Here is a 25,525-nt window from a genome sequence, read left to right as displayed (position 1 = left end):
CGGTACTCAGCGGCACTGAGTACCGGTACACGGTATCACCGAGTAGCGGTAGGAGTCCACTGCATCGACATGCGCGGAGCCTCGATCCGCAGGACTTCGAACCCGAGGCGGGCATAGAGGGTCTGCGCGGGATTGGTGACGAAGACGCTCAGCCGGACCGGAACGCCGCGCCGCGCAGCGGCCAGAAGAACGCCCCGCAACAGCTGGGTGCCGATGCCGCGGCCTTGCGCCTCGGGGAGCAGCGCGATCTCCTCGATGAAGTCGCATTCACTCCGGTGAATGACACACACGTAGCCGACGGGTCGCCCGCTCTCCTCGACCACGGCGAATGGCAGATCGCCGAACTCCCTGTCGGCGGTTGCGCGCTGCTCAGGGTCATCCCACCCCGACGTCTGCTCGACGTATGCCCGCAGGGCCGCCCGCCGCACCTCGAAGAGGAACTCTCGATCGCTGCTCAGCGCGTGCCGAACCCGAAGATCATGGGAGCGCACCATTTTCGTGAGCCTACGAGTTTCGGCAGACTGGTCGCATGACAGGTCTGACCGCCGAACTCGTGGTCGATGGTCGTGCACCGCGGACCCCGGTCCTCGCCCCGAACGGGCGCCTGCTCTGCTACGTCCTCGCTCCCAACAGCCGGACCGGCGACCACTTCGACACCGAGCTCTGGCTCGTCGACACCGACGACGCCGCCGAGGCGCGCCGGTTGACCGCCGACACCGCGACGGAGTCCCGACCTCTCTGGTCCTCGGACTCGGGCACGCTGTTCTTCCTGTCCGACCGCGCGGACCGGGGTATCGCGCAGGTACACCGGCTCACCCTCGCTGACGGCACGGTGACCGCGGTGACCGACTGGCGCGCGGGCATCACCGACCACCTGTCGCTCGCCGACCCCGACCTGGTCGCGCTGCTCGCCGAGGACGAACCGTCCGAGCAGGAAGCGCGCCGCGCCCACGACCGCGATGACGCCATCGTCGTCGGCGAGCGCGAACCACGTGCCCGGCTGCGCCTGCTCGACCTGCGCACCGGCCGGGTCACCACACCGGCTGTGTTCGGCGACCGGCACGTCGTGGAACTGCGGCAACGCCCCGGCCACGGCCCTCTCGCCGTACTCACCCAGGCCTGCGCCGACCACGACTACGGCCCACGCACCGGCCGGCTGCACCTGTTCGACCCCACGACCGGGACCGCGGCGGACCTCGGACCAGTCGGCGCCGAAGCACATTCGCTGGCCTGGTGGCCGGACGAGGACGGTTGGCACCTCGGCTACATCGCCCTCACCCCACCGGTTCTGCAGGCCGGCACCGCCGTCTTCGACCTGGCCGTGGGAAGCCGCGTCCTGCGTAACCGGACTTCCGGTCTCCCCATGTGCCCCACCGAACTGCGCCAGACCGACGCCGCCCCGCTCATCGTGTTCGCCAACGGCCTGAACACGACCCTGGCCCGGCTCGACCCCGCCGGCCCGACACCCCTTTCACAGCACCCCGGACGCCTCGACGGCCTCACCACCACCCCCACCGGCGAGAAGATCGCGGCACTGACCGGGACCCGGTACCGACCCGCGAACGTGCACATCGGGCCACCGGCCGGGCCACTGCGAAGGATCACCGACACCCGCCCGGAACTGGACGGCATCGCTTTCGGCACGCAGCGACCGCTGGCCTACCGTGCCGCCGACGGCCTCGACCTGGACGGCCTGCTCGTACTACCGGTCGGAACGACCGCTCCGGAAGGACCGTTCCCGCTGGTCACCGTCGTGCACGGCGGCCCATACGATCGCTACGCCGATCACTGCCAGCTGTTTTCGTTCCCCAGCGCACAGTGGCTGGCCGCCGCCGGCTACGCGGTGTTCCTGCCCAACCCTCGCGGCGGCCAGGGCCACGGCCACCAGTTCGCCGCCAGCGTCGCAGGCCGGGTCGGCCAAGAGGAATGGACCGACATCCTGACCGGCATCGACCTGCTCATCACCGAGGGCATCGCCGACCCCGACCGGCTGGGCATCGCAGGCTGGAGCCACGGCGGGTTCATGGCCGCCTGGGCCATCGGCCAGACCGACCGGTTCCGCGCCGCGCTGGTCGGCGCGGGCGTAACCGACTGGGGCATGCTCGCCGCGACCGGGGAGAACGGCCAGTTCGAAACCGCACTCGGCGGCAGCACCGGCTGGTCCGGCATCGGCCCGCACCCCCACGACGCGGTCAGCCCGATCTCCTTCGCAGGCAACATCGCCACCCCGGTACTCATCCTGCACGGCGCCGAGGACACCAACGTCCCACTCGGCCAAGCCGTGTACCTCCACCGGGCGCTGCGCCACTTCGGTGTCGAGCACGAGTTCGTGATCTACCCGAGAGAGGGCCACGGATGCCAGGAACGCCACCATCGACTCGACGACCTGCGCCGGACCCGGGCCTGGTTCGATCGCTGGCTCCGGCCCTGACCGGACGCGTGAGCCGGTCAGCCGAAGAGGCGGCGTTGGATCTCGTGCCGGTAGTCCTCGAGGGTGTTGTCCAGGTGGGTGGCCGTGGCGCGGGCCGCGCTGTCGGGGTCGCCCTCCCGGATGGCCTTCAGGATCGCCGCGTGCTCCTCGATGGCTTCCGGTGCGTGACCGCCGACGGTGCCGTGCATGCCGATGATGTTGGACTGACGTTGCAGGCGGCGGGCCTCGCGCACCGCCGCGACCAGGAACTGGTTGTGCGAGGCGGCCGCGATCGCGAGGTGGAACTCGTCGTCGCCGCGGTCGAACAGTGTCGCCTCCCCGGTCACGTGACCCTGCCTGCAGGTCTCGGCCGCGGTCTCGATCGCGCGTAGCTCCGCCGGCGTCGCACACGTCGCAGCGAGCCGGCTCGCTGCCGTCTCCTGCACCCGGCGGAACTCGAACAACATGTACACGTGGTCCAGATCGGTCGGCAGGAAGAACCCACCCCACCGCGCCGAACCCAGCATGCCCTCGTCGTCGGCGACGTAGAGGCCGCGGCCCTTCTGCGCCCGCACCCGCCCGATCGCCGACAGGATCTTCACCGCCTCACGCACCATGCTCCGGCTGGTGCCCAACCGGGCGGCCAACTCGTTCTCGGTCGGCATCCGGTCGCCCGGCCGCAACCCCGACTCGGAGATCAACAACAGGATCCGCTCGGCCACCAGCTCGTACCCGGGCCGGTACGCGTCCGCCGAGGGCGCGACCTCCTGGTCCCGAGCCGGTTCGCCGGTCATGGTCGGGAGGGACGTGCCCGGCACGGCCTTGTCTCCTTCGTCATGGGTCACCCCGGAAGAGTACGACCGGATCCGCCGACCCAACCGGAGGATCCGGTACCGAAAGGAGAACAACGACGGATAAGTATGATCCATTCTCGGTCAGTCTTGACGGTTCTGTACCACCCTAGGCTAAAGTGTGATTCTGGCGGCCTTGTCGACCCAAATATAAGCCGGACACATATCACCAGGCTGATCTCCAGCACTGCCCGGCGCCGAACAGGTCGCAGTGACCCTCGCATGCCCAACGTCCACGGCGACTGCTTCTGCTCGCGTCGTCCTGGGAGCGCTCCCAGGACGACGCGCCCCGCCCCGCGCAGACAACGGAGTCCTGATGAGAATGTTCGCAGTGGCCGTGCTGGTCGCGGCCACCCTGGTCTTACCAGCGTTCGCCGCACCCGTGCCCGCGGCGGCGCACGCGGTGAACCCCGCCGACTTCCAGCAGGTCGAGCTGGCCAGGGGCGTCTCGGAGGTGGGCGAGCCCATGTCGCTCGCCGTGCTTCCGGACCGGTCGGTGCTGCACACCGCACGCAACGGCGTGCTGCGGCGCACCACCGCCGACGGGGTCACCAGCGTGATCGGCACCCTGTCCGTCTACACACACGACGAGGAGGGCCTGCAGGGCGTCGGGGTGGACCCTGGCTTTGCCGGCAACCGGTTCATCTACCTGTACTACGCGCCACCACTGTCCACACCGGGCGGTGACGCCCCGGACACCGGGACGGACTTCTCCGCGTGGAACGGCGTGAACCGGTTGTCCCGCTTCACTCTCAACGCCGACTACACGCTGAACACGGCCAGCCAGGTGACCGTGCTGGACGTGGCGACCAGCCGGGGCATGTGCTGTCACGTCGGCGGGGACATCGACTTCGACGCGGCGGGCAACCTCTACCTGTCCACGGGTGACGACTCGAACCCGTTCGCCTCCGACGGGTACACGCCCATCGACGAGCGCACCAACCGCAACCCCGCCTACGACGCCCAGCGCAGCGCGGCCAACACCAACGACCTGCGCGGCAAGGTGTTGCGCATCAAGGTGAACGCCAACGGGACGTACTCGATCCCCACCGGCAACCTGTTCCCGTCCGGCACCGCGGGCACGCGGCCGGAGATCTACGCGATGGGTTTCCGCAACCCGTTCCGGTTCGGCGTCGACAAGGCCAACGGTGCGATCTACCTCGGCGACTACGGCCCGGACGCCGGCACGACCAACAACAGCCGAGGGCCCTCGGGGCAGGTGGAGTTCAACCGGATCACCTCGGCGGGCAACTACGGCTGGCCCTACTGCACCGGCAAGAACACCACCGCCGAGACCTATGTGGACTACACGTTCCCGTCCGGGCCGTCCGGCAACCGGTTCAACTGCGCCGCGCCGGTCAACAACTCGCCCCGCAACACCGGGCTGACCACCCTGCCCGCCGCGCGCGCGGCGTGGATCAACTACGACAACTGCTCGTTCTCGGCGTTCGGCTGCGGGTCCGAGTCGCCCATGGGCGGCGTCGTGTATCGCTACGACGCCGCGAACCCGTCGACGGTCAAGTTCCCGGCCGCACTGGACGGGCACGTCTTCGTGTCCGAGTTCGGCCGGCGCTGGCTCAAGACCGTCGAGGTCAACAGCGACGGGTCGGCCGGACAGGTCAACGACTTCCCGTGGGGCGGCACCCAGGTCATGGACACCGCGTTCGGCCCGGACGGCGCGTTGTACGTGCTGGACTACGGCACCGGATGGGGCAGCGGCAACGCCGAGTCCGCGCTCTACCGCATCGAGTACAACCCGGCAGGCAACCAGGCGCCCACCGCTCGCGCGAGCGCCGACCGCACCTCCGGGACCTCACCGCTGACGGTCGCGTTCTCCTCGGCGGGCTCATCGGACCCGGAGGGCGGCGCGCTCACCTACCAGTGGAGCTTCGGTGACGGGACCACGTCCACGTCGGCCAACCCGAGCCACACCTACACCGGCAACGGCCAGCGCACCGCGACCCTCACGGTGACCGACACCGGCGGCCGCACGGCCACCGCGAACGTGACGATCACGGTCGGCAACACGGCACCGACGGTCAGCATGAACACCCCGGCCGACGGCGCCCTGTTCAGCTTCGGCGACACCGTGCCGTACACGATCACCGTGTCCGACCCGGAGGACGGCACGATCGACTGCGGCAGGGTGAAGCTGTCCTACATCCTGGGCCACGACGACCACGGCCACACGATCACCTCCCGCACCGGATGCACCGGAACGCTGCAGATCCCGGTGGACGGCGAGCACGACACCGCGGCGAACCTGTTCGCGGTGTTCGACGCCGAGTACACCGACCTCGGTGCGGGCGGCCAGCCCGCGCTGACCACGCACACCCAGCACACCCTCCAGCTGCGGCACCGGCAGGCCGAGCACCACACCGCACAGTCGGGCACGGGCCTGTTCGACAAGTCGGCCGCCGAGGGCGGCAGGACCGTCGGCGACATCAACAACGGCGACTGGATCGCGTTCCAGCCCTACGCACTCGGCGGAGAGACCAGGTTCACGGCGCGGGTGTCCTCCGCCGGTTCGGGCGGCACGCTGTCGGTGCGGACCGGTTCGCCGACCGGGCCCGTGCTCGGCTCGGTCGCCGTGCCGGTGACCGGTGGCTGGGAGACCTTCACCGAGGTGTCCACCACCCTGGCCGGGGTTCCGTCCGGTACCACCACGCTGTACCTGACGTTCTCGGGTGGCAGTGGCTTCCTGTTCGACCTGGACGCCTTCACGTTCGGCACGTCGACGGGCGGCGGCACCTCCCGGATCACCGGTATCGGCGGCAAATGCGTCGACGTCAACGGCGCCAGCTCGGCCGACGGCGCCAAGATCCAGCTGTGGACCTGCAACGGCGGCACCAACCAGCGGTGGACGGTCAGCGGGAGCACGCTGGCCGCGCTGGGCAAGTGCATGGCCACGGCAGGCGGTGGCACCACCGACGGCACCCAGGTGCAGTTGTGGGCCTGCAACGGATCCTCCGCGCAGAACTGGTCCGTGCAGGCGGACGGCACCATCCGCATCAGCGGCAAGTGCCTGGACGCCAACGGAGCCGGCTCCGCCGACGGCACGCAGCTGATCATCTGGACCTGCACCGGCGGCACCAACCAGAAGTGGACGTTGTCCCAGGAGGTCAAGAGATGAAGCGCTCGTTCACCCGGCGCGTGCTCGGCGTGATCGCCACCGCCGTCACCGTCCTCGCTTTCGGTTCGAGCCCACCGGCCGGCGCGGCCGACGCACCCTACGACGTCCTGGTGTTCTCCAAGACCGCGGGCTTCCGGCACGACGCGATCCCCTCTGGCATCCAGCTGATCCGGGAACTGGGCGGCGCCAACAGCTTCACGGTGACCGCGACCGAGGACTCGGCCCAGTTCACGACGGCCAACCTGGCCCAGTACGAGACGGTGGTGTTCCTCAACACCACCGGCGACGTGCTGGACGCCGGCCAGCAGAGCGCGTTCGAGTCCTACATCCGCGGCGGGGGCGGCTACGTCGGCATCCACTCGGCCGCCGACACCGAGTACGACTGGTCGTTCTACGGCGAGCTGACCGGCGCGTACTTCGCCTCCCACCCGGCCATCCAGCAGGCCACCGTCCGGGTGGAGAACCGGGCGCACCAGGCCACCCAGCACCTCGGCCCGGCCTGGGTCCGCACCGACGAGTGGTACAACTTCCGCGCGGGCGTCCGGTCCAGTGCCCGCGTGCTGGCCACACTGGACGAGTCGACCTACTCCGGCGGCACGATGGGCGCCGACCACCCGCACACCTGGTGCAAGACCTACCAGGGCGGCCGGTCTTTCTACACCGGCGGTGGGCACACCCAGGCGAGCTATACCGAGGCGAACTTCCGGGCGCTGGTGCTCGGTGGCATCCGGTACACGGCAGGCCGGACCAAGGCGGACTGCCGGCCGGAGAACGGCTACACCACCCTCTACAACGGTTCGACCACCGGCTGGTCCCAGTCCGGGCCCGGCGGGTTCGCCAACGGTGACGGCACGCTGTCCTCGTCCGGCGGACTGGGCATGCTCTGGTACAGCACCAAGGAGTTCGGTGCGTACTCGCTCAAGCTGGACTGGCGGGTGGCCGGTGACGACAACTCGGGCGTGGTGATCGGCTTCCCGCCCGGCTCCGATCCGAACGCGTCGCTCGGCCAGGGCCACGAGATCCAGATCGACGCCACGGACTCACCGGAGCGGACCACCGGTTCGATCTACGGCTTCCAGGCGCCGGACACCACCGCCCGCGACGCGGCACTCAACCCACCTGGCGAGTGGAACACCTTCGAGGTGCTGGTGGAGGGCGAGCGCGTCCAGGTGTTCCTGAACGGAGTGAAGATCAACGACTTCACCAACACCGACCCGGCCCGCTCCCTGGTCTCCGGGCACGTCGGCATCCAGAACCACGGCACCGGCGACGACGTGTCGTTCCGCAACATCCGGATCAGGGAGCTGGGCGGCTCCACCCCCACCACCGGCCCCATCGTTGGCGCGGGCGGCAAGTGCGTCGACGTCAGCGGCGCCGGTTCCGCCGACGGCACGAAGCTCCAGCTCTGGTCCTGCCACGGCGGCACCAACCAGCAGTGGACCCGCGATGGCACCACCTGGCGCACCCTCGGCAAGTGCATGACCGTCGCGGGCACCGCCAACGGCGCTCCCGTCCAGCTGTCGACCTGCAACGGTGGCGCGGGACAGAACTGGACCACCGGCGCTGGTGGCGCACTCGTGAACCCGCAGTCGAACAAGTGCCTCGACGCGAACGGCGCGAGCACCGCGGACGGCACCCCACTCATCATCTGGACCTGCCACGGCGGCACCAACCAGCGATGGACGCTGCCCTGACGCGCGAAGGAGCGAGCAATGGCGCGAGTGCTGATCCTCACCGGCGACGCCGCCGAGGAACTCGACTCGATGTACCCGGTGTTCCGCCTGCGGGAAGGCGGGCACGAGGCGATCGTGGCGGCCCCAACCACACGGCCGGTGAAGCTGGTGGTCCACGACTTCGAACCCGGCTGGGACGCCTACACCGAGAAACCCGGCCACCAGCTACCCGTCGACCTGGCCTTCGCCGACGTGCACCCATCGCGCTACGACGCACTCGTGATCCCCGGCGGCCGGGCACCCGAGTACCTCCGCGCCGACCCCGACGTCGCCCGGATCGTGCGCCACTTCTTCGAACAAGGGCTTCCGGTCGGCACGATCTGCCACGGCCCACAGGTGCCTGCCGCGCTCGGCCTCCTGCGCGGCCGCACCACGGCCGCGTTCCCGCCACTGAGGACCGACATGGAGCAGGCGGGCGCGGTCTTCGTCGACGCGCCTGACGTCGTGGACGGCACGATGGTGTCCTGCCGTGGCTGGCCTGACCTGCCCGAGTGGTCCCGCGCCTTCATGCGGGTCCTGGAGAAGGCCGGACGCCGGCCCGTCGACGGGCCGGCGTCCGGTACCACCACAGGATGATTTCTCAGGCGACCGTGCAGGCCGCGCCGTTGAGGGTGAACGAGGTCGGCTCACCCGTGTTGCCGGTGTGGGTGGCCTGGAACCCGATGGTGACCGACGCACCCGCGGCGATTCCGGGGTTGTAGGCGACGTTCCTGGCCGTCACCTGCCCGGAGGTCGGCGAGTAGCCTGCGCTCCAGCCGGAGGTGATGGTCTGGCCAGCAGGCAAGGTGAAGACCAGGGACCAGCCGTCGACCGAGGCGGTGCCGGTGTTGACGATGGTGATCTCCGAGGTCAGACCGGTGTTCCAGGCGCTGACGGTGTCGGTGACCCGGCACGTCCCAGGCTCAGGGTCCGGGTCCGGGTCGGTGCCCTGGAACTGGGTGAAGAACCGCCACACCTCACCCGATGTCCAGGTCCGCCAGCCATCGCCGCCGCCATCGATCGGACCCGGGGTGTGGCCGCCGTCGAACGCGGCCCACACGACCGGGTATCCGGACCGGCACCCGGAGTAGGCGGTGACGATGTGCGACCGGCTGCCCGCCGAGGGCTCGGGTGGGTTCTGGGACGTGCAGCCGTTGTTCCGCACGAACCTGTCACGCAGGGCCCGTCCCTGCGAGATGTTGAGCACCGTGTCACCGATGCCGTGGATCCCCAGGTACGCGATCGGGTCTGAGCCACCGGCACAGCCGCTCAGCTGTGCGCCCGAGTAGACGGCGACCGCACGGAAGACGTTCGCACGCGCGCACGCGAGCGCGTTGCTCATGCCGCCGCCGTAGCTGAAGCCCAGGGCGAAACGCTGTGTCGTGTCGACGCAGAGATCGGCCTCGAGCTGCCTGATCATGTCGTCGGTGAAGGTCACGTCCTCGCCGCCGGAGTTGGCCCAGCCGTTGTTGAAGCCCTGGGGCGCGACGAAGATGGCGCTGTTGTCCGCCAACCGCATCAGCCCGTAGTAGGACCAGTTCGCCCCGTCGGTGCCGCCCGAGTCGACGTCGTTCGCGGTGCCACCCAGCCAGTGGTACCCGAAGATCAACCGGTAGGGATGGTTCCGGTCGTAGCCGTCTGGCAACCTCAGGATGTAGTTGCGGCTCTTGCCGCTGCTCTGGATCGTGTGGTTGCCGCTGGTCAACGTCGGGGCCTTGCCGCACCCCGCCGATGCAGCGGCCGTGCCGGCATCCGCGGGCGCGGCCTGCGCGATACCACCCGAGGCCAGGACGAGAAGTGCCGCGACCGCGACAGATCCGAAGTAGGATCGATACCTCACCATCACACAACTCCCTCCATCATCCGCGTTGAAGTTGGAACCGCTGGTTGGCGGCGGTGCCGGGGGTCCACTGGGAGACGCGGGCGCCGTCGGCGGTGGACGCGTTCCACACGTCCATGGCCAGCCCGCTCTGCCGGTTGACCATGCTGACCACGCCGCCGCCGTGGTCGGCCACCAGCCACTGCTGGCTCGACGCGTTGGTGTCCGGCTGCTGGGTGATGTCCGCGCCGCTGTTCGCGCTCGCGACCTGCAGGACCAGACCGCTGTGCCGCGCCCGGATCCGGTAGTGGCCGCCACCGGAGTCGAGGAAGTCGAACTGCTGGTTCTGCCCACCGGTGGCCTGCCACTGGTGCAGAAGGGCGCCCGCGGCCGTCGACCCGCCGCTGACGTCGGCGAGCTTCCCGCTGTGCTGGGCGACCAGCCGGTAGTACACGCCGGTCTCCACCACCGGCGCGGAGCCCTGACCGGTGGCGCGGTAGGTGTGGCCGGCCTGGCCGGTGAACTCGACGACGTCGGCCTCGGGCCTGGCGGCCCGCACCACCTCACCGCTCGTGGTGTCACGCAGCTCGTGGGTGCCGGTGAACACGCGGCCGCGGATCCGCACGGTGCCCGCGCGGTCGGGAACCACGGACAGCTCGGTGAGCCGCCCGCCGCTCCATGCCGCGCCCACGGTGTACCCACCGCGTCCGCGCAGGCCCGCGACGCTCCCGGCCTGCCACGCCGACGGCAGCGCGGGCAACACGTGGAGCTCGCCGTTGTGGCTGTGCAGCAGCATCTCCGCCATGCCGGACGTCGCGCCGAAGTTGCCGTCGATCTGGAACGGTGGGTGCAGGTCGAACATGTTGGGCGCCAACCGGTCCGGCGTCACGAGGGAGCGGATCAGGTCGTGGGCCCTGCTTCCCTCCTCCATCCGCGCCCAGTAGTTGATCTTCCAGGCGAGCGACCAGCCGGTGCCCGCGTCCCCGCGCAGCTCCAGGGTGCGGCGGGCGGCCGTGTACAGCTGGGGCGTGCCGCGCCTGGTGATCTGGTTGCTGGGATGCAGGCCGTACAGGTGCGAGATGTGCCGGTGGTTCGGTTCGGTCTCCACCCAGTCGTACAGCCACTCCTGGACGTTGCCGCGCGAGCCGACCTTCATCGGGGCAAGCCGCTGCCGGGCCGCCAGGACCTGGTCCCGGAAACCGGCGTCCACGCCGAGCGCCGCGCAGGCACCGGCGCAGCCGTCGAACAGGTCGCGCAGGATCTGTGAGTCCATCGTCGGCCCGGCGCACACGCTGACCCCCGAGTGGTGGGCCAGCTCCGGTGAGTTGGACGGGTTGGTGACCAGGTACCCGAGGCTGGGCTCGGTCACCAGGGTGTCGAGGAAGAACTGCGCCGCGCCCTTCATCGCCGCGTAGTTCCGCCGGAGGAACTCGACGTCACCGGTGAACCGGTAGTGCTCCCAGATCATGGTGGCGAGCCAGGCGCCGCCGGTCTGCCACATCCCCCAGAACGCGCCGTCGACGACCGACGACCCGCGCCACGCGTCGGTGTTGTGGTGGGTGACCCATCCTCTTGCGCCGTACTGCACGCTCGCGGTGCGTGCGCCGGTCACGGTGAGGTCGTCGATCATGCGGAAGACCGGCTCGAGGCACTCGGCGAGGTTGGTCGTGTCGGCAGGCCAGTAGTTCATCGGCAGGTTGGCGTTGATGGTGTACTTCGAATCCCACGACGGGGCCATCTGGTCGTTCCAGACGCCCTGCAGGTTCGCGGGCTGCGTACCGGGTCGCGAGGACGAGATCAGCAGGTACCTGCCGTACTGGAACAGCAGCGCGGAGAACTGTGGATCGTCGACGTTGTTGTGCTGCGCGATCCGGACGTCGGTCGGCTGGTCGGCCGAGGACGTGCGCCCGAGGTCGATGGTGACCCGCCCGAACAACGCCTGGTAGTCGGCGACGTGCCGGGCGCGGAGGGCGTCGTGGGTGATGCTCTGGGCCGCGTTCAGGCGGGTACGGGCGATGCCATGGTAATCGCCGTTCACGGTCCGGTAGTCGACGTGGCTGGTGCCGATCGACACCAGCACGGTGACGCTGGTGGCACCCGACACCCGCAGCGTGCCGCCGGAGCTGGTGACACTGCCGCCCTGTGCCACGGCTCTGGCCAGTGCGAGGAACCGAACCGAGCCCGCGATGCCCCGCATGTCACCGGAGACGCCGTCCAGCGCGATCGTCGTGCTGTCGGGACTGGACGCCGTCGCGCGCTGCGGGGTGCCGAACGCGGCCGTGAACGAGACCGCGCCAGGCGTCTCGGCCGTCAGGCGCACGGCGATCACCTGGTCCGGCGCGCTCGCGAACACCTCCCGCCGGTAGCGCACGTTGTTCGCGACATAGGTCACGACCGTCGTCGCGGTGGTGAGGTCCAGCCATCGCTCGTAGCCCGACACCCCGCCCGCCGATGGCAGGGTGAGCCGGAGGTCGCCGACGGGCTGGTAGGCCAGCTGCCCGCCGGGGACGCCGAGCATCGTCTGGTTGATCAGGTCCTGCGCCTGCGTCCACTGGTTCGCGAACACCTGCTGCCGGATCTGTGCCAGCGCCGCGGCGCCCCTCGGGTTGCTGTAGTCGTGCGGGCCACCTGCCCAGACCGTGTCCTCGTTGAGCTGCAGGCGTTCGGTGTCGGTGTTGCCGAACACCATGGCGGCGAGCCTGCCGTTGCCGACCGGCAACGCGCGGAGCCAGTCCGACCCGGCGGGCTCGTCGTACCACAGCGCCAGGTCGCTCGCCGCCCGCACCTCCTGGGGCGCGGCCGAGTCGGCACGGGCGGTCGCCGTCCAGCCTGCCTGGGCCAGTACGGCGCCCGCCGCGCCGAGCCTCATCACCTGCCGTCGCGTCAGGTCCGGCATCTCGCTCCCCCGTCAGCCCCGGTGCGCGTGCTCACTGGAGCGACCACTGCTGGTTGGCGCCGCCGGTGCAGGCCCACAGGTGCGCCAGTGCGCCGTTGGCCGTCGAGTTGTTGCTGACGTCGAGGCAGAGTCCCGACTGGGCACTGGTGATCGTGCCGTTCGCGTTCAGGTTCCACCTCTGGTTGGCGCCACCGTGACAGGTCCAGATGATCGCCGCCGTGCCGTTGACGGTCCCGTTGCCCGACGCGTCAAGGCAGCGCCGGGAGTCGCCGGAGTAGACGGCCAGCTCGCCGGAGGAGGTGTGGGTCCACTGTTGGTTGGCGCCGCTCGAACAGTCCCAGATCTGCAGCTGTGTCCCGGTCGCGGTGGTCTGGTTCGGCACGTCGAGGCACTTGTTCGCCCCCACGGCCCGCAGTGCGCCGCTGTCGTCGCCACCACCGCCGCCGGAGTTGAACACGTCGAGGACGGCCTGGTACGCCTGCTTCTTCTGGTAGTTGGAGTCGAACAGCAGCGGGGTGTCGTTGGGCCGCCAGGTGTACCGGTCGGTGACGCCCCACACGGTGATGCCGTTGCACCTGGCGACCGCCATGCACGCCTGGGTCACCTGCCGGTACACGTTCGCCTGCCCGGAACCGGAGCCACCCACGTCCAGCTCGGTGATCTGCACGTCCACCCCGAGGTCCGCGAAGCGCTGCAGGTTCGCCTGGTAGCTGCTGAGGTTGGAGTTCGAGCTGAGATGACTCTGGAAACCAACGCAGTCGATCGGCACACCACGGCTCTTGAAGTCGGCCACCATGTTGTAGATGCCGGTGCTCTTCGCGTTGATGCCGTCGGTGTTGTAGTCGTTGTAGCAGAGCTTGGCGTTGGGGTCGGCTGAGCGGGCGGCGCGGAACGCCGCCTCGATCCAGTCGTTGCCCGTGCGTTGCAGGTTCGAGTCCCGCCGCCCGCCACCGCTGCCGTCGGCGAACGCCTCGTTCACCACGTCCCACGAATGGATCTGGCCGCGGAAGTGCGTGGCCACCTGGGTCACGTGGTTGAGCGCCGCCGAGCGCAGATCGCTGCCGGAAAGCCCCTGCGCCCACCCGGGCTGCTGCGCATGCCACAACAGGGTGTGCCCCCGGACGCTCATGCCACGGGCGCGGGCGTAGCTGACGATCTGGTCGGCGCCGCCGTAGGAGAACTGGTTCCGGTTCGGCTCGGTGGCGTCCCACTTCATCGCGTTCTCGGGCACGACGCTGTTGAACTCGCGACTCAGCGTCGACGAGTACGAGGAGTCGTTGAGGAGGTTGGGTACGACCGCGGCGCCGATGTAGCGGCCGCTCTGGGCCGCCGCGGCGCCGAGCGTGTCCTCGGCGTTGGCGATGCCCGAGGACAGCACGAGTCCGGTCGCCGCCAGGCCCGTCGTCGTCAGGGCGGCGACCGCCGACCTGACGAGACCGTGCCGTCGCACGGGTGAACGTGTGAACATTGCAACCCTCGTTTCGTCGTTGAAGGTCCGGGTTATCGACGCGTCCCGACTGGACGCTTCACGCGGTGAACTGCCACCAGTCCACGTTGAACAGGTAGCCGCTGCCGCCGGTGAACCGCAGATACAGGTCCTGTGTTCCTGTCACGCCGCTCACCGAGCAGGAGACGGTCGTCCAGGTCTGCCAGCCGCCGGTGCCGGGCACCGCGCACCGGCCGGCCACGGTGCCGGTGGCGCTGCCGAGGCGGACCTCGACGGTGCCGCCACTCGAGGCCGAGGCGACCCGTGCGCGCAAGGACCGGGCGCCGGAGCCGAAGGCGACGTTCTCGACCTTGGTCCAGTCGCCGTTCTCGATCCAGCCGACGTTCATCCCGCCCTCACCCGCGGGTTCGGTCTCGATGCCCGAGCCCCACGCGATCGTCTCGGCTTCCTGGCGCACAAAGGGGTTCAGCACGTCCACGGCGGGCGGGCCCTGGGTGGACATGGTGATCGCGGGGATCGTGCCGTCGCCGTTGTAGGTGAACCGCTCCACGGCCACCGAGCGGGTGAAGCCGCCGCCGCCCGGCAGTGCGCCGTTGTGGTAGAAGAAGTAGCTGCCGCCCTTGAAGTCCACGATGCCCGCGTGGTTGGTGAAGCTGCTGCCCTGCCGGGGCATGACCGTCCCTCGGTAGGTCCAGGGCCCGGTCGGGCTCGGCGCGGTCGAGTAGGCGATGAACTCCGAGCAGCACTCGGCGGCGAACACGTTGTAGTACAGGCCGCCGCGCTTGAACACCCACGGCCCTTCCTCGTACAGCGTCGGCCTGCTCGCGTTGCCGACCCGCGTGCCGTACCCGGCCGTGGTGAGCGGGATCTGGGTGGGGCCGCCGGAGTAGGAGATCATGTCCGCGTTGAGCCGCACGTACCACAGGTTCGGGTTTCCCCAGTACAGGTAGGCCTGTCCGTCGTCGTCGACGAACGCGTGCGGGTCGATCTCGCCGTTCTCCACCAGCGGCCGTCCGATGGCGTCCCGGAACGGCCCGGTGGGGCTGTCCGCCACCGCCACCCCGATCGCCATCCGGCCGGTCGCGCGGTTCTTCACCGGCACGTACCAGTAGAACCTGCCGTTGCGGTACACGGTCTGGCCCGCCCACGCGTCGGCACTGGCCCAGCTGAAAGTGGACAGGTTCATGGGCGAGCCGTGGTCGGTCCAGTTGACCATGTCCGCCGACGACCACACCCGCCACTCGCGCATGGTGAAGTAGGTCGAGCCGTCCTCGTCGTGTCCGGTGTAGAGGTAGACGCGACCGTTGTGCACCAACGGCGCCGGGTCGGCGGTGTAGACATGCCCCACGATGGGGTTGTCCGCGCTCGCGGCGGCTGGCGCCAGCACGAGCACGCACAGCAGAGCCACGACACAACCGGTCACGCGCCGGGACTTGCGTGCCAGTACCGAGAACACCGATCTCACGACTGCCTCCCTCACGCGCGCGTCCATCGCTGGTTGGGCTGGCCGTTGCAGCTCCAGAGGATCAGCCGCGACCCGTTGGCGGTGGCGGCCTGGTCGACGTCCAGGCACAGTCCGGAGTGGACATTCGTGACCGAACCGTCCGCGCCGAGGGTCCAGCGCTGGTTGTTCTGGCCGTTGCAGGACCAGGTGATCACCTGGGTGCCGTTGGTCGTGCCCTGGTTGTAGGCGTCGAGGCACTTGTCGCCGAAGACGCGGATCTCGCCGCTCGCCCACGTGGTCCACGACTGGTTCGCCGCCGTGTGGCAGTCCCAGATCACCACGGCCGCGCCTGCGGCGGTCGACGCGTTGTCCACGTCCAGGCACCGGCCCGACCCCTCACCACGCAACCGGGCCGTCGTGCCTGCCAGCGGAGCACCACCGGTGACCCGGTAGGCCGCGACGCCGTGCGCCGGGACGCTGGCGGTGACCTGGCCGGTGGTGCTCGACGTGGCTCCGGTCCACAGGTCGGTGAGTGTGAACGACCCACCGGACAACCCGATCTGGGCTGCCGTCGTGCTGATCGTGGCGGTGCCACCGCCGCGGTTGAACAGTCCGACCGCGACCGAGCCGTCGGACAGCGCCTTGGCGAACACCTCGGTGTTGCCGTCGTCGCGCACCCGGCGCCCGCCCGCTCCGAGCCCGTCCTGGTTCACCGCGAGCAGTCTCGGGTTGCGCAGGATCGCGGAGACGTCGGTGGACATGGTGCGGATGTCGTTGCCCGCCATCAGCGGGGCGGCCATCAGCGCCCAGAGCGCGAAGTGCGACCGCGACTCGGTCAGCGTCAGCCCCGGCCTGCCCACCACCAGCATGTCCGGGTCGTTCCAGTGGCCGGGCCCCGCCTGCGCGGCCAGGGGCGCGTTCACGTCCACGACGTTGCCGACACCCATCGGGTAGCTGTTGGTGTTGCCGTTCTGCCAGATGTCGAGCAGGTCCTCGGTGGTGCGCCACAGATCGGCGACCTCGCCCCAGTTGTACTTGTCGCCGGTGATCGCGTGGAAGCTGTTCGGGTTGATGCTGTAGACGATCGGGCGACCGGTCGCCCGCACCGCGTCCCGCATGATCGTGAAGCGGGCGACCTGCTCGTCCCGCGTCCCGTTCGGCGAGCACCAGTCGTACTTCAGGTAGTCCACGCCCCACGACGCGAACGCGCGCGCGTCCTGGACCTCGTGCCCCATGCTGCCCGTCGAACCAGGATGCGTGCCGACCCGCTGGGCGCAGGTGCGCTCGGTCGGCACCTGGTAGATCCCGAACTTCAGCCCACGGCTGTGGATGTAGTCCCCCAGCGCCTTCATGCCGCTCGGGAACTTCGACGGGTGCGCGCGCAGGTTGCCCTGGCCGTCGCGCTGCGGGTCGAACCAGCAGTCGTCGACCACCACGTACTGGTACCCCGCGTCCCGCATCCCCGAGCTGACCATCGCGTCCGCCGCCTGACGGACCGCCGACTCGGTGACACCGCACCCGAAGCTGTTCCAGCTGTTCCATCCCAGTGGCGGCGTGACCGCCGGGCTGCCAGGCGCGGCTTCCGCCACCGGTGACGGCGGCGCCGAGGCGAACACGGCCATCGCCGTCACCCCGATGAGCGTCGCGGCGAGCAGCCGAAATGAGCGCGTGCGGGATCGCGCGGGCATCGTTGCCCCTTTCGTCGGGTCAGAGGAATCAGGAGATCACGCGGCCCTGCCACCTGATTCCTGCTATTCGTAACCGTTATTCATGTGAACGCTAACATGCGGCCGGACGCTACGACAACCCCGCAAGACGCTGGTACAGGGCGAAAGTTTCGGTCGACGACTTCTCAGGACAGTGAGCGCAAACATTGCCGCAGGTGGCGGCAGGCAATTCGAATCGGGAGCGCTCCCACCGATTGCCGAAGAACGATTCTCGTCGTTATCCACATTCCTCGGAAATGGGCGTACGCCACCCTGACCGCGCACCGGGTCTGGTGCACGGCCAGCAGATGTATCGGATCCATCCCGCGCGAAGCGGGTCGCCAGCTCACACCATACAACGGCCCGTTGGCACGTGGTCAAGGCACAACGGGACGCGAACTCGCTGGCACACGCGGACAACAGACCGATGAGTCCTATACATCGTTCAGCTGCTTGTGCATGTGTCCTTCCTATGGTGCACTGATGTCCGCTGTGTGTCCCTGCTGTCATCACCAGTCATACGACGCGATCTTCGCGACCTGATCCGCGCGCGCGGGAACTGTCCAGTGGGGCGTCACCCCAAGGCGCACCGGCTCGGTGCCGTCGGCGGTCGAGCCTCGGCAGGCGTACGCCGGCACCTCCCCACGTAAGGAGATCCCGTGTTCGCGTCCCTACCGAGGAGACCGCGGTCGGCTCGGGCCGCCGCGGTCGCACTGGCCACCGCCGCGGCCATCGTGGTTCCGGCTCCTGCCGCCTCCGCCGAGGAGACCACCCTGCACGCCTCCCCGTCCGGTACCGGCACCAGTTGCTCCGCCGCCGATCCGTGCTCGCTGTCCTCGGCACAGGCAGCGGTGCGGTCGCTCACCGGCGCCATGTCCGGTGACATCGTCGTGGAGCTGGCCGACGGGGTGTACCGGCTTGCCGCGCCGCTGCGGCTGACCTCGGCGGACTCCGGCAACAACGGTTACCGGGTCGTGTGGCGGGCGGCCACGTCGGCACGTCCCGTACTCAGCGGCGCCCGCGCGGTCACCGGCTGGTCGGTCGCCGACTCCGGGAAGAACATCTGGCGCGCGAACGTCGGCGCCGGGATCGACAGCAGGCAGCTGTACGTCGACGGTGCGATCGCCACCCGCGCGCGCACGCAGGTGAACCGTTCCTCGTTCACCTTCACCAACTCGGGCATGACGTTCTCCAGTTCCGCGCTGAGCTACCTGAACAACCTGGCCAACCAGAACCGGGTCGAGGTGGAGAGCGTCAACTCGTTCACCGACCGGTACTCGCCGGTGCAGAGCATCAGCGGGAACGTCATGACGATGCGGCAACCCGCGTGGAACAACAACACCTTCGGGTACGACACGCTCGCGGCCCCCCACCGGGCCGGGCCGTTCTACCTGGCCAACGCGTACGAGTTCCTCGACACGGCAGGCGAGTGGTACGTCAACCCCGGCACCGGCACGCTGTACTACATCCCGCTCGCCGGACAGAACATGAACAACGTCAGCGTGGAACTGCCGGTGTCGCAGTCGCTGGTGAACGTCGGAGGCACCTACGACGCACCCGCGCACGACATCACGTTCAGCGGAATCACCTTCACCGGCACGAGCTGGCTCGGCCCCAGCGGCGACCAGGGGTTCGTGGACCAGCAGACCGGCTCCTACATCGCAGGCACCTGGAACTGGCCCGGCGACCGGCTGACGTCCTGTCAGAACGGCTGCACGCAGTTCGAGGCGGCTCGACCGCACTGGTTCCAGATGCCCGCCGCCGTCCAGGTCTCCGCCGCCCGCGGCATCACCTTCGGCGACTCCCGGTTCGTCAACCTGGGGCAGACGGCCATCGGCATCGGCAACGACGCCAACGCCCATGCCAGCGGCGTCGGTCTCGGGGCGAGCGACATCACGGTCACCGGGTCCGAGATCGCGCACAGCTCCGCGGGCGGCATCGTGGTCGGCGGGGTCCGCTCCGACGCGCACCACCCTGGCGACCAGCGGATGGTCAACAGGAACATCACCGTCAGCGGCAACCGCATCCACGACCTCGGCGTGGAGTACCGGGGCAACGTCTCGGTACTGACCACCTACGTCACGACGACCGACGTGTCCCACAACGAGGTCTACAACATGCCGTACTCCGGCATGTCGATCGGCTACGGCTGGGGCAGCAACGACGCGGGCGGCAGCAACCACTACGCGGGCCGTGGCCTGTACAACTACCAGCCGCGGTACTCGACGCCGACCACCGCGTCCGGCAACCGGCTCGTCGGCAACCACATCCACGACGTCATGCAGCAGATGAACGACGGTGCCTGCATCTACACGCTGGGGTGGAACCCGAACGCGACGATCAGCGGCAACTACTGCCTGCGGACGAACGGCTACTTCGGCCTCTACTTCGACGAGGGCTCCAAGTACTACACCGCCACCGGCAACGTCTTCTCCGCCACCGGCACGTGGGCCACCGCCAACTACTGGGGCGGGGAGAACATGGGCAACTGGACGGTCACGAACAACTGGTCGACCAACGGCAGTACCAATGTGACCAACGGCGACCGCGGCAACGTCGTGTCCGGCAACGTCACGGTGACCGGCGGAAACTGGCCATCCGGCGCCCAGGCCGTGATGGCGAACGCCGGGCCCGGCGGCGGTGGTGACCCTCGGGCGGGCACGCTCGTGGGTGGCCAGTCGGGCCGCTGCGTCGATCTCGGGAGCACGGCCAACGGCACCCAGGCACGGTTGTGGGACTGCGACGGCGGCACCGGCCAGCGGTGGACCTACACCGCCGCCAGGCAGCTCGTCGTGTACGGCGGCAAGTGTCTCGACGCGTCCGGGCAGGGCACCGCCAACGGCACCGCGGCGATCATCTGGGACTGCCACGGCGGCACGAACCAGCAGTGGAACCTTGGCGCCAACGGGACGATCACGGGGGTGCAGTCCGGACTGTGCCTCGACGCCAGCGGCAACGGGACCGCGAACGGCACCCTGATCCACCTCTGGTCGTGCCACGGAGGAACGAACCAGCAGTGGAGCCTGCGATGAGGCGTGCATTGTGGACGGTCGTCCTGGCCGCGGTACTGATCTCGGCCGGGTGTGGCAGTGCCTCGGGACCGGGATCGTCGTCCGGCGGCGGCGACACGCTGGTGGTCTGGGACTGGAAGTCGGGGGACGACGGCGCGGCCGACTACGTCGAGGCGGCGAAGGCCGACTTCGCGGAGAAGCACCCGGACATCACCATCGAGTTCGTCGCCCAGCCCTTCGACCAGTACTACACCCTGCTCGGCGCGGCCATCCAGGCAGGCAAAGGCCCGGACGTCATGCTGTTCAACGGCGGCGGCCAGCTCCGCGACCGGGTGGACGCGCTCGTTCCGCTGGACTCCTACGTGGCCGGGGACCGGGGCCGGCTGGCGGGCTGGGACGCGTTCAGCGAGGACGGCAGGACCTACGCCGCGCCGGTCACGTTGCAGGGCCACCCGATCTACTACAACAAGAAGCTGTACGAGCAGGCGGGCCTCGATCCGGACCGCCCACCCGCGACGTGGCGCGACTTCGTCAGCGGGTGCGCCACGATCATGGCGAAGACCGGCACGAAATGCCTGGCGCTCGGCAACAAGGAAGGCATCGGCATCCAGTTCTTCCTCTCCGGCCTTGGTTCCGGCGCGCTCACCGGCCAGGAGTACGAGGACTGGATCGCAGGCGAGCGGAACTGGACCTCGCGGAACGTGCGGCGGATCTTCGAGCTGTGGAAGGAGACCGACGGCGCGGGCCTCAACAACGAGGGGGCCAACTCGACGGCGATGTTCAACGACTCCTTCGCCATCTTCTCCTCCGGCAGGGCCGCCCACGTCATCGGGCTGATGTCGGATGTCGGGCACTGGAAGGACTTCGGCGAGTTCCTCGACCCCGGCGACATCGGCGTGATGCGGGCGCCGGTCATCACCTCCGGGGCGACACCGAGCCTGCCCTACGACGGTGGCATCGGGTACGCGGTCGCCAAGTGGACCGATGATCCCGAGCTCGCCGCCGACCTGGTCCGCTCGTTGACCTCACGGGACGCGTTGGCGGCCTTCCACGCGGGCGCCGGTGCGATCGCCGCCGACACCGGCATCGACGTGTCGAAGGCGGGCCCGGCCGTCGCCGAGATCGTCGACGGGATCGAGACCGGGCAACCGGCCCTGCACGTGGCACTGTCCTCGAAGACCCTCGACCTGATGGGGCGGCTGTCCCAGCAGTTGCTGAGCGGCTCTGTCACCGTCGACGAGGCGCTGACGCAGCTCGCCGCGGCGGACCGGGAAGGCTGACCTGGTGTTCCACCGCGCCGGCCTGGAACGCCTCGCACCGTACGTCCTGGTGGCTCCTGCCGTGCTGGTCCTCGTCGTGTTGCGGCTGTACCCGCTGGTGCTGGGCGTCAACTTCTCCTTCACCGGAGACGGGGACCGCGACGGAACGGCCGTCGGGCAGGACAACTACGTCACGCTGCTGAGCGATCCGCTCTTCCTCGGCGCCCTGCGCAACGTCGGGCTGCTGGTGGCGCTGCTCCCGGTGGCGGTGGCCATTCCCGGACTGCTCGCGACGTTCATCTACCTGCGCGTGCCGGGCCACCGGTTGTTCCGAGGCGTCTACTTCTTCCCCGCCGTGCTGTCACCGGTGATCGTCGGTGCGATCTTCAATCTCCTGCTGGCCTTCGACGGTCCGGTCAACTCCCTTCTCGGCACCGTCGGCCTCGGCCCGGTCGACTGGCTCGGCGATCCGGACGTCGCGATCTACGCGGTCGTCGGTGTCCACGTGTGGGCGACGTTCGGCATGGCGCTGGTGGTGTTCCTCGCCGGGTTCGCCACCCTGGACTCCGCACTGCTCGACGCCGCGCGGATCGACGGCGCGGCTCTGCCGCGGATCATCTGGCACGTGATCATCCCGGGCCTGTCGCGCACCATCCAGTTCGTCTTCGTGACCACGATGATCGGGATGCTGACGTCGATGTTCGGGCTGCTCTACGTGATGACCAGCGGCGGCCCGGGTGGCGCCACCTACCTGCCGGAGTACTACATCTGGATCCAGCAGGGCCAGATGAACCGCCCCGCACTCGCCTCGGCCGCGTCCACCGTTCTCTTCCTCGTCATGGTGGTGGTGGGGCTGCTGCAGATCAGCGTGCTCCGCCGGTCCGGCAGGGCGGACTGATGGCCGCGACCAGGATGGGCAGGTGGCTGGTCGCCGTTCCCATGGCGGCGCTCGCGCTGGCGACGATCTACCCGCTGGTGTTCACCACCAACGTGGCGCTGAAGACACGGCACGAGTACGTCCTCGACCGCCTCTCCCCCGCGGACTCCCCTCGGCTGGACAACCTCGGCACCGCGTGGCACAGCGTCGGGATGGCCCGCTACTTCACCAACTCGCTCATCGTCGTGACGTGCTCGGTCGCGCTGCTGCTGGTGATCGGCTCGATGGCGGGCTTCGCCCTTGGCAGGCTGCGGTTCCGTGGTTCGCGAGCGCTCTACCTCGGCTGCCTCGCGGCGCTGTTCGTCCCGTTCCAGGTCATCATGGTCCCGCTCGCCAGGACGATGGCCGCCCTCGGTCTGATCGACACCTACCCCGGGCTGATCCTCGCCTACGTCGCGCAGTTCCTCCCGTTCACGATCTTCCTCATGGCGAGCTACTACGCACACGTCCCGGCCGAGATCGTCGACGCGGCCAGGATCGACGGCAACACCCTGTTCGGCGTCTACCGGCGGATCATGCTGCCGCTGGGCACCCCGGCACTGATCTCGGTCGGCATCCTGAACGCGCTGTTCTGCTGGAACGACGTGCTCATCGCCCTGCTGATGATGCCGTCGGCGCACAACCGCACCCTGATGGTGGGGGTCACCTCGCTCCGGGGGCAGTACTCGGACGACATCCCGACCTTCGCCGCCGGCGTCCTGATCGCCGCCGTGCCCGTGCTGATGATCTACCTGTTCTTCCAGCGCCACATCGCAGAAGGCGTCACCGCCGGTTCCACGAAGGGCTGACCATGCGGATCACCGGGTTCCGAACCCTCGACACGGTCCAGGAATGGGGGCGACCGGTCGGTGACGCCAACGGTGTCTTCGCCGACGGGCGCATCCCAGTACCCATCGTCCTCGTGGACACCGACGAGGGGATCACCGGCGTCGGTCTCGGACCGCACGCGGGCGCCGATGCGGTCTTCGCCGCCATCGACGGCGAGGACCCGCGCGGCGTCACGGCGCTCTACGACCGGATGCTGCGGCACACGTTCAAGACCGGGCACGCCGGCGCGGTGTTCGGCACCATCGGCGCGTTCGACACGGCGTTGTGGGACATCAAGGCCCAGGCCGCCGGGGAACCACTCTGGCGGCTGCTGGGCGGTCGGGACCGGCGGTTGCCCGCGTACGCGTCCGGTTTGGACATCGCCCTCACCGACGACGAACTCGTTGCGGTGTATGAGACCTACGCGGCGCACGGGATAAGCGCCGCCAAGCTCAAGGGCGGCATGGACGTCGAGCGGGACCGGCACCGGCTGACCATGGTGCGCGAGGTCCTGTCGGGCGCCGCCCGGGGAGCACGTCCCGCCATGATGCTCGACGCGAACGAGGCATGGTCCCGCAAGCAGGCCGTTCGCCACGTGTGCGAGCTAGAACGCACCCTCGACCTCACCTGGGTCGAGGAACCGGTCCGGCGATGGGACGCGGAAGGGATGGCCGTCGTCGGCAGGGGAATCCGGGCCTCGGTGGCCAGCGGGGAGAACCTCACCGGCCTCGAACAGTTCCGCCCGCTGCTCGCCGAGGGCGCGATCGACATCGTCCAGACGAGCGCGGTCTGGGGGATCACCCACTTCCTGCGGGTCGCCACGCTGGCTCACGCCCACGACCTGCCGGTCAGCCCCGTCGGCAACACCCCCATCGGCCTGCTGCACGCCGCCACCGCGACACCCAACCACCTGGCGAGCGAACTGCAGGACCTCACCGCACCACGCGGCGTGGTCATCGACGTGCACGTCGAGGCAGGCGAGTTCATCCTCGGCGACTCGGCCGGCATCGGCATCCGCATCGACGAGGACCTGATCCGAGCAGCCACCCACCGACCGGGTGCACTGGCCGCCGCAGGCCCGAACGTGCGGCCGGCGTCCGCCGGTCGACGGCTGCACGCCATGACCGACGCACCGCGGCCCCACCCGGGCGCCCTCCGCACCGTTCCACTACGTCCGGCGGACGACGGGCACGGCCGGTACGAGGTCGACGGGCACGCCCACCCCCTGCCGGACCGGAGGTGACCGCCTGCGCACCTCAGTGCGTTGCCGAGGTTCCGCCCAGCACGTCCCGCCGGGCGATGGAGAGAATGGGCGGATGCAGATCCGTGAGGTACCGATCGCCGACGAGTCGATCCGGCTCGGCCAGTTCCTCAAGCTCGCCGGGCTGGCCGAACACGGCGCGCACGCCAAGATGCTGATCGACGCCGAGGACGTGACCGTCAACGGCCGCGTCGAGGTCCGCAGGGGCCGCCAGCTCGAAGGCGGGGACGTGATCGCGGTCGGCGAGGAGAAGGTCCGGCTGGTCAGCGACACCGCGCACTGAAGGCACCCTGGGCGGCGGTGTTCAGGGGTTTGTTCAGGGCGTGGTCAGCGGTCGTCGGCAAGCTCGGGACCGTCTCAACCAATCCCGACTAGGAGTCAGCGATGACCCGACTGCACCGGATGGCGGCCGTCATGGCCGGCGTCGCCGGCGTGACCGCCACCCTGATGCTCGGCGCGGGGCCTGCGTCGGCCGACGCAGGCGTCAACAGGTTCGAAGGGCTCAACCCGGAGATCACCGGCTGCGCGGACGACGCGGTGACCATCGAGAGAAAGTCGATCGTGGGCAGTGCGGACATCTGGCTGCGGTACAGCCCGAGCTGCCGCACGATCTGGGCCCACATCAGCGGCGCGCCGCCGAGCAGCCAGGACAACGCGGGCGGCTCGGCCCTGATCTACCGCGAGCAGGACGGCGCCGCGGATCGCTGCAACTCCGGCAAGGCCTCCTCCTGCAGCACCGCGATGCTCAACGACGCCGGGTACTCCTCCCACGCCACCGGCACGGTCGACACCGGGTTCACCATCTACCGGGCGACCACCGTCTCGTACTGAT

At 69.4% G+C, this 25,525-nt stretch carries 18 protein-coding genes; 11 read left to right on the top strand and 7 right to left on the bottom strand.

All coding sequences use genetic code 11. The features are described from left to right. Window positions 1-35 precede the first annotated feature (35 nt). Window positions 36-494 carry a GNAT family N-acetyltransferase gene (locus WBA97_RS07820; RefSeq protein WP_424230041.1) on the bottom strand — a complete coding sequence of 153 codons (459 nt, stop codon included), beginning with the start codon at window positions 492-494 and terminating at the stop codon, window positions 36-38. 35 nt (window positions 495-529) lie between these two features. Between WBA97_RS07820 and WBA97_RS07815 the strand changes: the two genes are divergently transcribed. Continuing rightward, a complete protein-coding gene (locus WBA97_RS07815) occupies window positions 530-2,431 on the top strand; it encodes a prolyl oligopeptidase family serine peptidase (RefSeq protein WP_424230040.1) in 1,902 nt (633 codons plus the stop codon). Window positions 2,432-2,448: 17 nt separating this feature from the next. Here WBA97_RS07815 and WBA97_RS07810 read toward each other — a convergent pair whose 3' ends face one another. Next, window positions 2,449-3,255: a FadR/GntR family transcriptional regulator gene (locus WBA97_RS07810; protein ID WP_424230039.1), complete on the bottom strand. Its 807-nt coding sequence runs from the start codon at window positions 3,253-3,255 to the stop codon at window positions 2,449-2,451. A gap of 322 nt (window positions 3,256-3,577) precedes the next feature. Between WBA97_RS07810 and WBA97_RS07805 the strand changes: the two genes are divergently transcribed. From WBA97_RS07805 to WBA97_RS07795, 3 genes are read left to right on the top strand one after another with little or no spacing between them, the layout of a single operon-like run. Continuing rightward, window positions 3,578-6,394 (top strand): PQQ-dependent sugar dehydrogenase, encoded by a 2,817-nt coding sequence (locus WBA97_RS07805; protein WP_424230038.1) that lies wholly within the window; start codon window positions 3,578-3,580, stop codon window positions 6,392-6,394. Continuing rightward, the gene (locus tag WBA97_RS07800) at window positions 6,391-8,088 is read left to right on the top strand and encodes a ThuA domain-containing protein (RefSeq protein WP_424230037.1); all 1,698 of its coding nucleotides are present in this window, start codon (window positions 6,391-6,393) and stop codon (window positions 8,086-8,088) included. Before WBA97_RS07805 ends, WBA97_RS07800 begins: the two co-directional genes overlap by 4 nt. A gap of 18 nt (window positions 8,089-8,106) precedes the next feature. Next, window positions 8,107-8,703: a DJ-1/PfpI family protein gene (locus tag WBA97_RS07795; RefSeq protein WP_424230036.1), complete on the top strand. Its 597-nt coding sequence runs from the start codon at window positions 8,107-8,109 to the stop codon at window positions 8,701-8,703. 4 nt (window positions 8,704-8,707) lie between these two features. Here WBA97_RS07795 and WBA97_RS07790 read toward each other — a convergent pair whose 3' ends face one another. The 5 genes from WBA97_RS07790 to WBA97_RS07770 are packed head-to-tail and all read right to left on the bottom strand — an operon-like array spanning window position 8,708 to window position 17,400. Next, window positions 8,708-9,949 carry a cellulose binding domain-containing protein gene (locus WBA97_RS07790; protein ID WP_424230035.1) on the bottom strand — a complete coding sequence of 414 codons (1,242 nt, stop codon included), beginning with the start codon at window positions 9,947-9,949 and terminating at the stop codon, window positions 8,708-8,710. 16 nt (window positions 9,950-9,965) lie between these two features. Continuing rightward, window positions 9,966-12,821 (bottom strand): glycosyl hydrolase family 95 catalytic domain-containing protein, encoded by a 2,856-nt coding sequence (locus tag WBA97_RS07785; protein ID WP_424230034.1) that lies wholly within the window; start codon window positions 12,819-12,821, stop codon window positions 9,966-9,968. A 31-nt stretch (window positions 12,822-12,852) separates the two neighbouring features. Beyond that, window positions 12,853-14,289 (bottom strand): endo-1,4-beta-xylanase, encoded by a 1,437-nt coding sequence (locus WBA97_RS07780; protein WP_424230033.1) that lies wholly within the window; start codon window positions 14,287-14,289, stop codon window positions 12,853-12,855. A gap of 58 nt (window positions 14,290-14,347) precedes the next feature. Further along, window positions 14,348-15,691, bottom strand: coding sequence for a glycoside hydrolase family 43 protein (locus tag WBA97_RS07775; protein ID WP_424230103.1), 1,344 nt, complete (start codon window positions 15,689-15,691; stop codon window positions 14,348-14,350). Between the two features lie 53 nt (window positions 15,692-15,744). After that, window positions 15,745-17,400 carry a glycoside hydrolase family 27 protein gene (locus WBA97_RS07770; RefSeq protein WP_424230032.1) on the bottom strand — a complete coding sequence of 552 codons (1,656 nt, stop codon included), beginning with the start codon at window positions 17,398-17,400 and terminating at the stop codon, window positions 15,745-15,747. Between the two features lie 677 nt (window positions 17,401-18,077). Between WBA97_RS07770 and WBA97_RS07765 the strand changes: the two genes are divergently transcribed. From WBA97_RS07765 to WBA97_RS07735, 7 genes are all read left to right on the top strand, one after another. Continuing rightward, a complete protein-coding gene (locus WBA97_RS07765) occupies window positions 18,078-20,450 on the top strand; it encodes an RICIN domain-containing protein (RefSeq protein WP_424230031.1) in 2,373 nt (790 codons plus the stop codon). After that, on the top strand, window positions 20,447-21,709 hold the full coding sequence (locus WBA97_RS07760) for an ABC transporter substrate-binding protein (RefSeq protein WP_424230030.1): 1,263 nt from the start codon (window positions 20,447-20,449) through the stop codon (window positions 21,707-21,709). Before WBA97_RS07765 ends, WBA97_RS07760 begins: the two co-directional genes overlap by 4 nt. A gap of 4 nt (window positions 21,710-21,713) precedes the next feature. After that, on the top strand, window positions 21,714-22,586 hold the full coding sequence (locus WBA97_RS07755) for a carbohydrate ABC transporter permease (protein ID WP_424230029.1): 873 nt from the start codon (window positions 21,714-21,716) through the stop codon (window positions 22,584-22,586). Then, complete coding sequence (locus WBA97_RS07750) at window positions 22,586-23,413, top strand: carbohydrate ABC transporter permease (RefSeq protein WP_424230028.1); 828 nt, start codon at window positions 22,586-22,588, stop codon at window positions 23,411-23,413. Before WBA97_RS07755 ends, WBA97_RS07750 begins: the two co-directional genes overlap by 1 nt. A 2-nt stretch (window positions 23,414-23,415) precedes the next feature. Continuing rightward, on the top strand, window positions 23,416-24,675 hold the full coding sequence (locus WBA97_RS07745; RefSeq protein WP_424230027.1) for a mandelate racemase/muconate lactonizing enzyme family protein: 1,260 nt from the start codon (window positions 23,416-23,418) through the stop codon (window positions 24,673-24,675). A gap of 73 nt (window positions 24,676-24,748) precedes the next feature. Beyond that, window positions 24,749-24,976 (top strand): RNA-binding S4 domain-containing protein, encoded by a 228-nt coding sequence (locus WBA97_RS07740; RefSeq protein WP_424230026.1) that lies wholly within the window; start codon window positions 24,749-24,751, stop codon window positions 24,974-24,976. A gap of 101 nt (window positions 24,977-25,077) precedes the next feature. Then, complete coding sequence (locus tag WBA97_RS07735; protein WP_424230025.1) at window positions 25,078-25,524, top strand: DUF2690 domain-containing protein; 447 nt, start codon at window positions 25,078-25,080, stop codon at window positions 25,522-25,524. The last annotated feature ends 1 nt before the right edge of the window (window position 25,525 follow it).

The sequence above is a fragment of the Actinophytocola sp. genome (assembly GCF_049647105.1).
Lineage (GTDB): Bacteria > Actinomycetota > Actinomycetes > Mycobacteriales > Pseudonocardiaceae > Actinophytocola.
Note: the sequence above shows the minus strand (reverse complement) of the source record. Positions and strands in the feature narration are given on the sequence as shown.

Coding starts and splice junctions, on each gene's coding strand:
- WBA97_RS07805 (WP_424230038.1), top strand. CDS start 3,578: ATGAGAATGTTCGCAGTGGCCGTGCTGGTCGCGGCCACCCTGGTCTTA.
- WBA97_RS07800 (WP_424230037.1), top strand. CDS start 6,391: ATGAAGCGCTCGTTCACCCGGCGCGTGCTCGGCGTGATCGCCACCGCC.
- WBA97_RS07760 (WP_424230030.1), top strand. CDS start 20,447: ATGAGGCGTGCATTGTGGACGGTCGTCCTGGCCGCGGTACTGATCTCG.
- WBA97_RS07735 (WP_424230025.1), top strand. CDS start 25,078: ATGACCCGACTGCACCGGATGGCGGCCGTCATGGCCGGCGTCGCCGGC.
- WBA97_RS07740 (WP_424230026.1), top strand. CDS start 24,749: ATGCAGATCCGTGAGGTACCGATCGCCGACGAGTCGATCCGGCTCGGC.
- WBA97_RS07780 (WP_424230033.1), bottom strand. CDS start 14,289: ATGTTCACACGTTCACCCGTGCGACGGCACGGTCTCGTCAGGTCGGCG.
- WBA97_RS07745 (WP_424230027.1), top strand. CDS start 23,416: ATGCGGATCACCGGGTTCCGAACCCTCGACACGGTCCAGGAATGGGGG.
- WBA97_RS07750 (WP_424230028.1), top strand. CDS start 22,586: ATGGCCGCGACCAGGATGGGCAGGTGGCTGGTCGCCGTTCCCATGGCG.
- WBA97_RS07820 (WP_424230041.1), bottom strand. CDS start 494: ATGGTGCGCTCCCATGATCTTCGGGTTCGGCACGCGCTGAGCAGCGAT.
- WBA97_RS07785 (WP_424230034.1), bottom strand. CDS start 12,821: ATGCCGGACCTGACGCGACGGCAGGTGATGAGGCTCGGCGCGGCGGGC.
- WBA97_RS07815 (WP_424230040.1), top strand. CDS start 530: ATGACAGGTCTGACCGCCGAACTCGTGGTCGATGGTCGTGCACCGCGG.
- WBA97_RS07770 (WP_424230032.1), bottom strand. CDS start 17,400: ATGCCCGCGCGATCCCGCACGCGCTCATTTCGGCTGCTCGCCGCGACG.
- WBA97_RS07790 (WP_424230035.1), bottom strand. CDS start 9,949: ATGGTGAGGTATCGATCCTACTTCGGATCTGTCGCGGTCGCGGCACTT.
- WBA97_RS07795 (WP_424230036.1), top strand. CDS start 8,107: ATGGCGCGAGTGCTGATCCTCACCGGCGACGCCGCCGAGGAACTCGAC.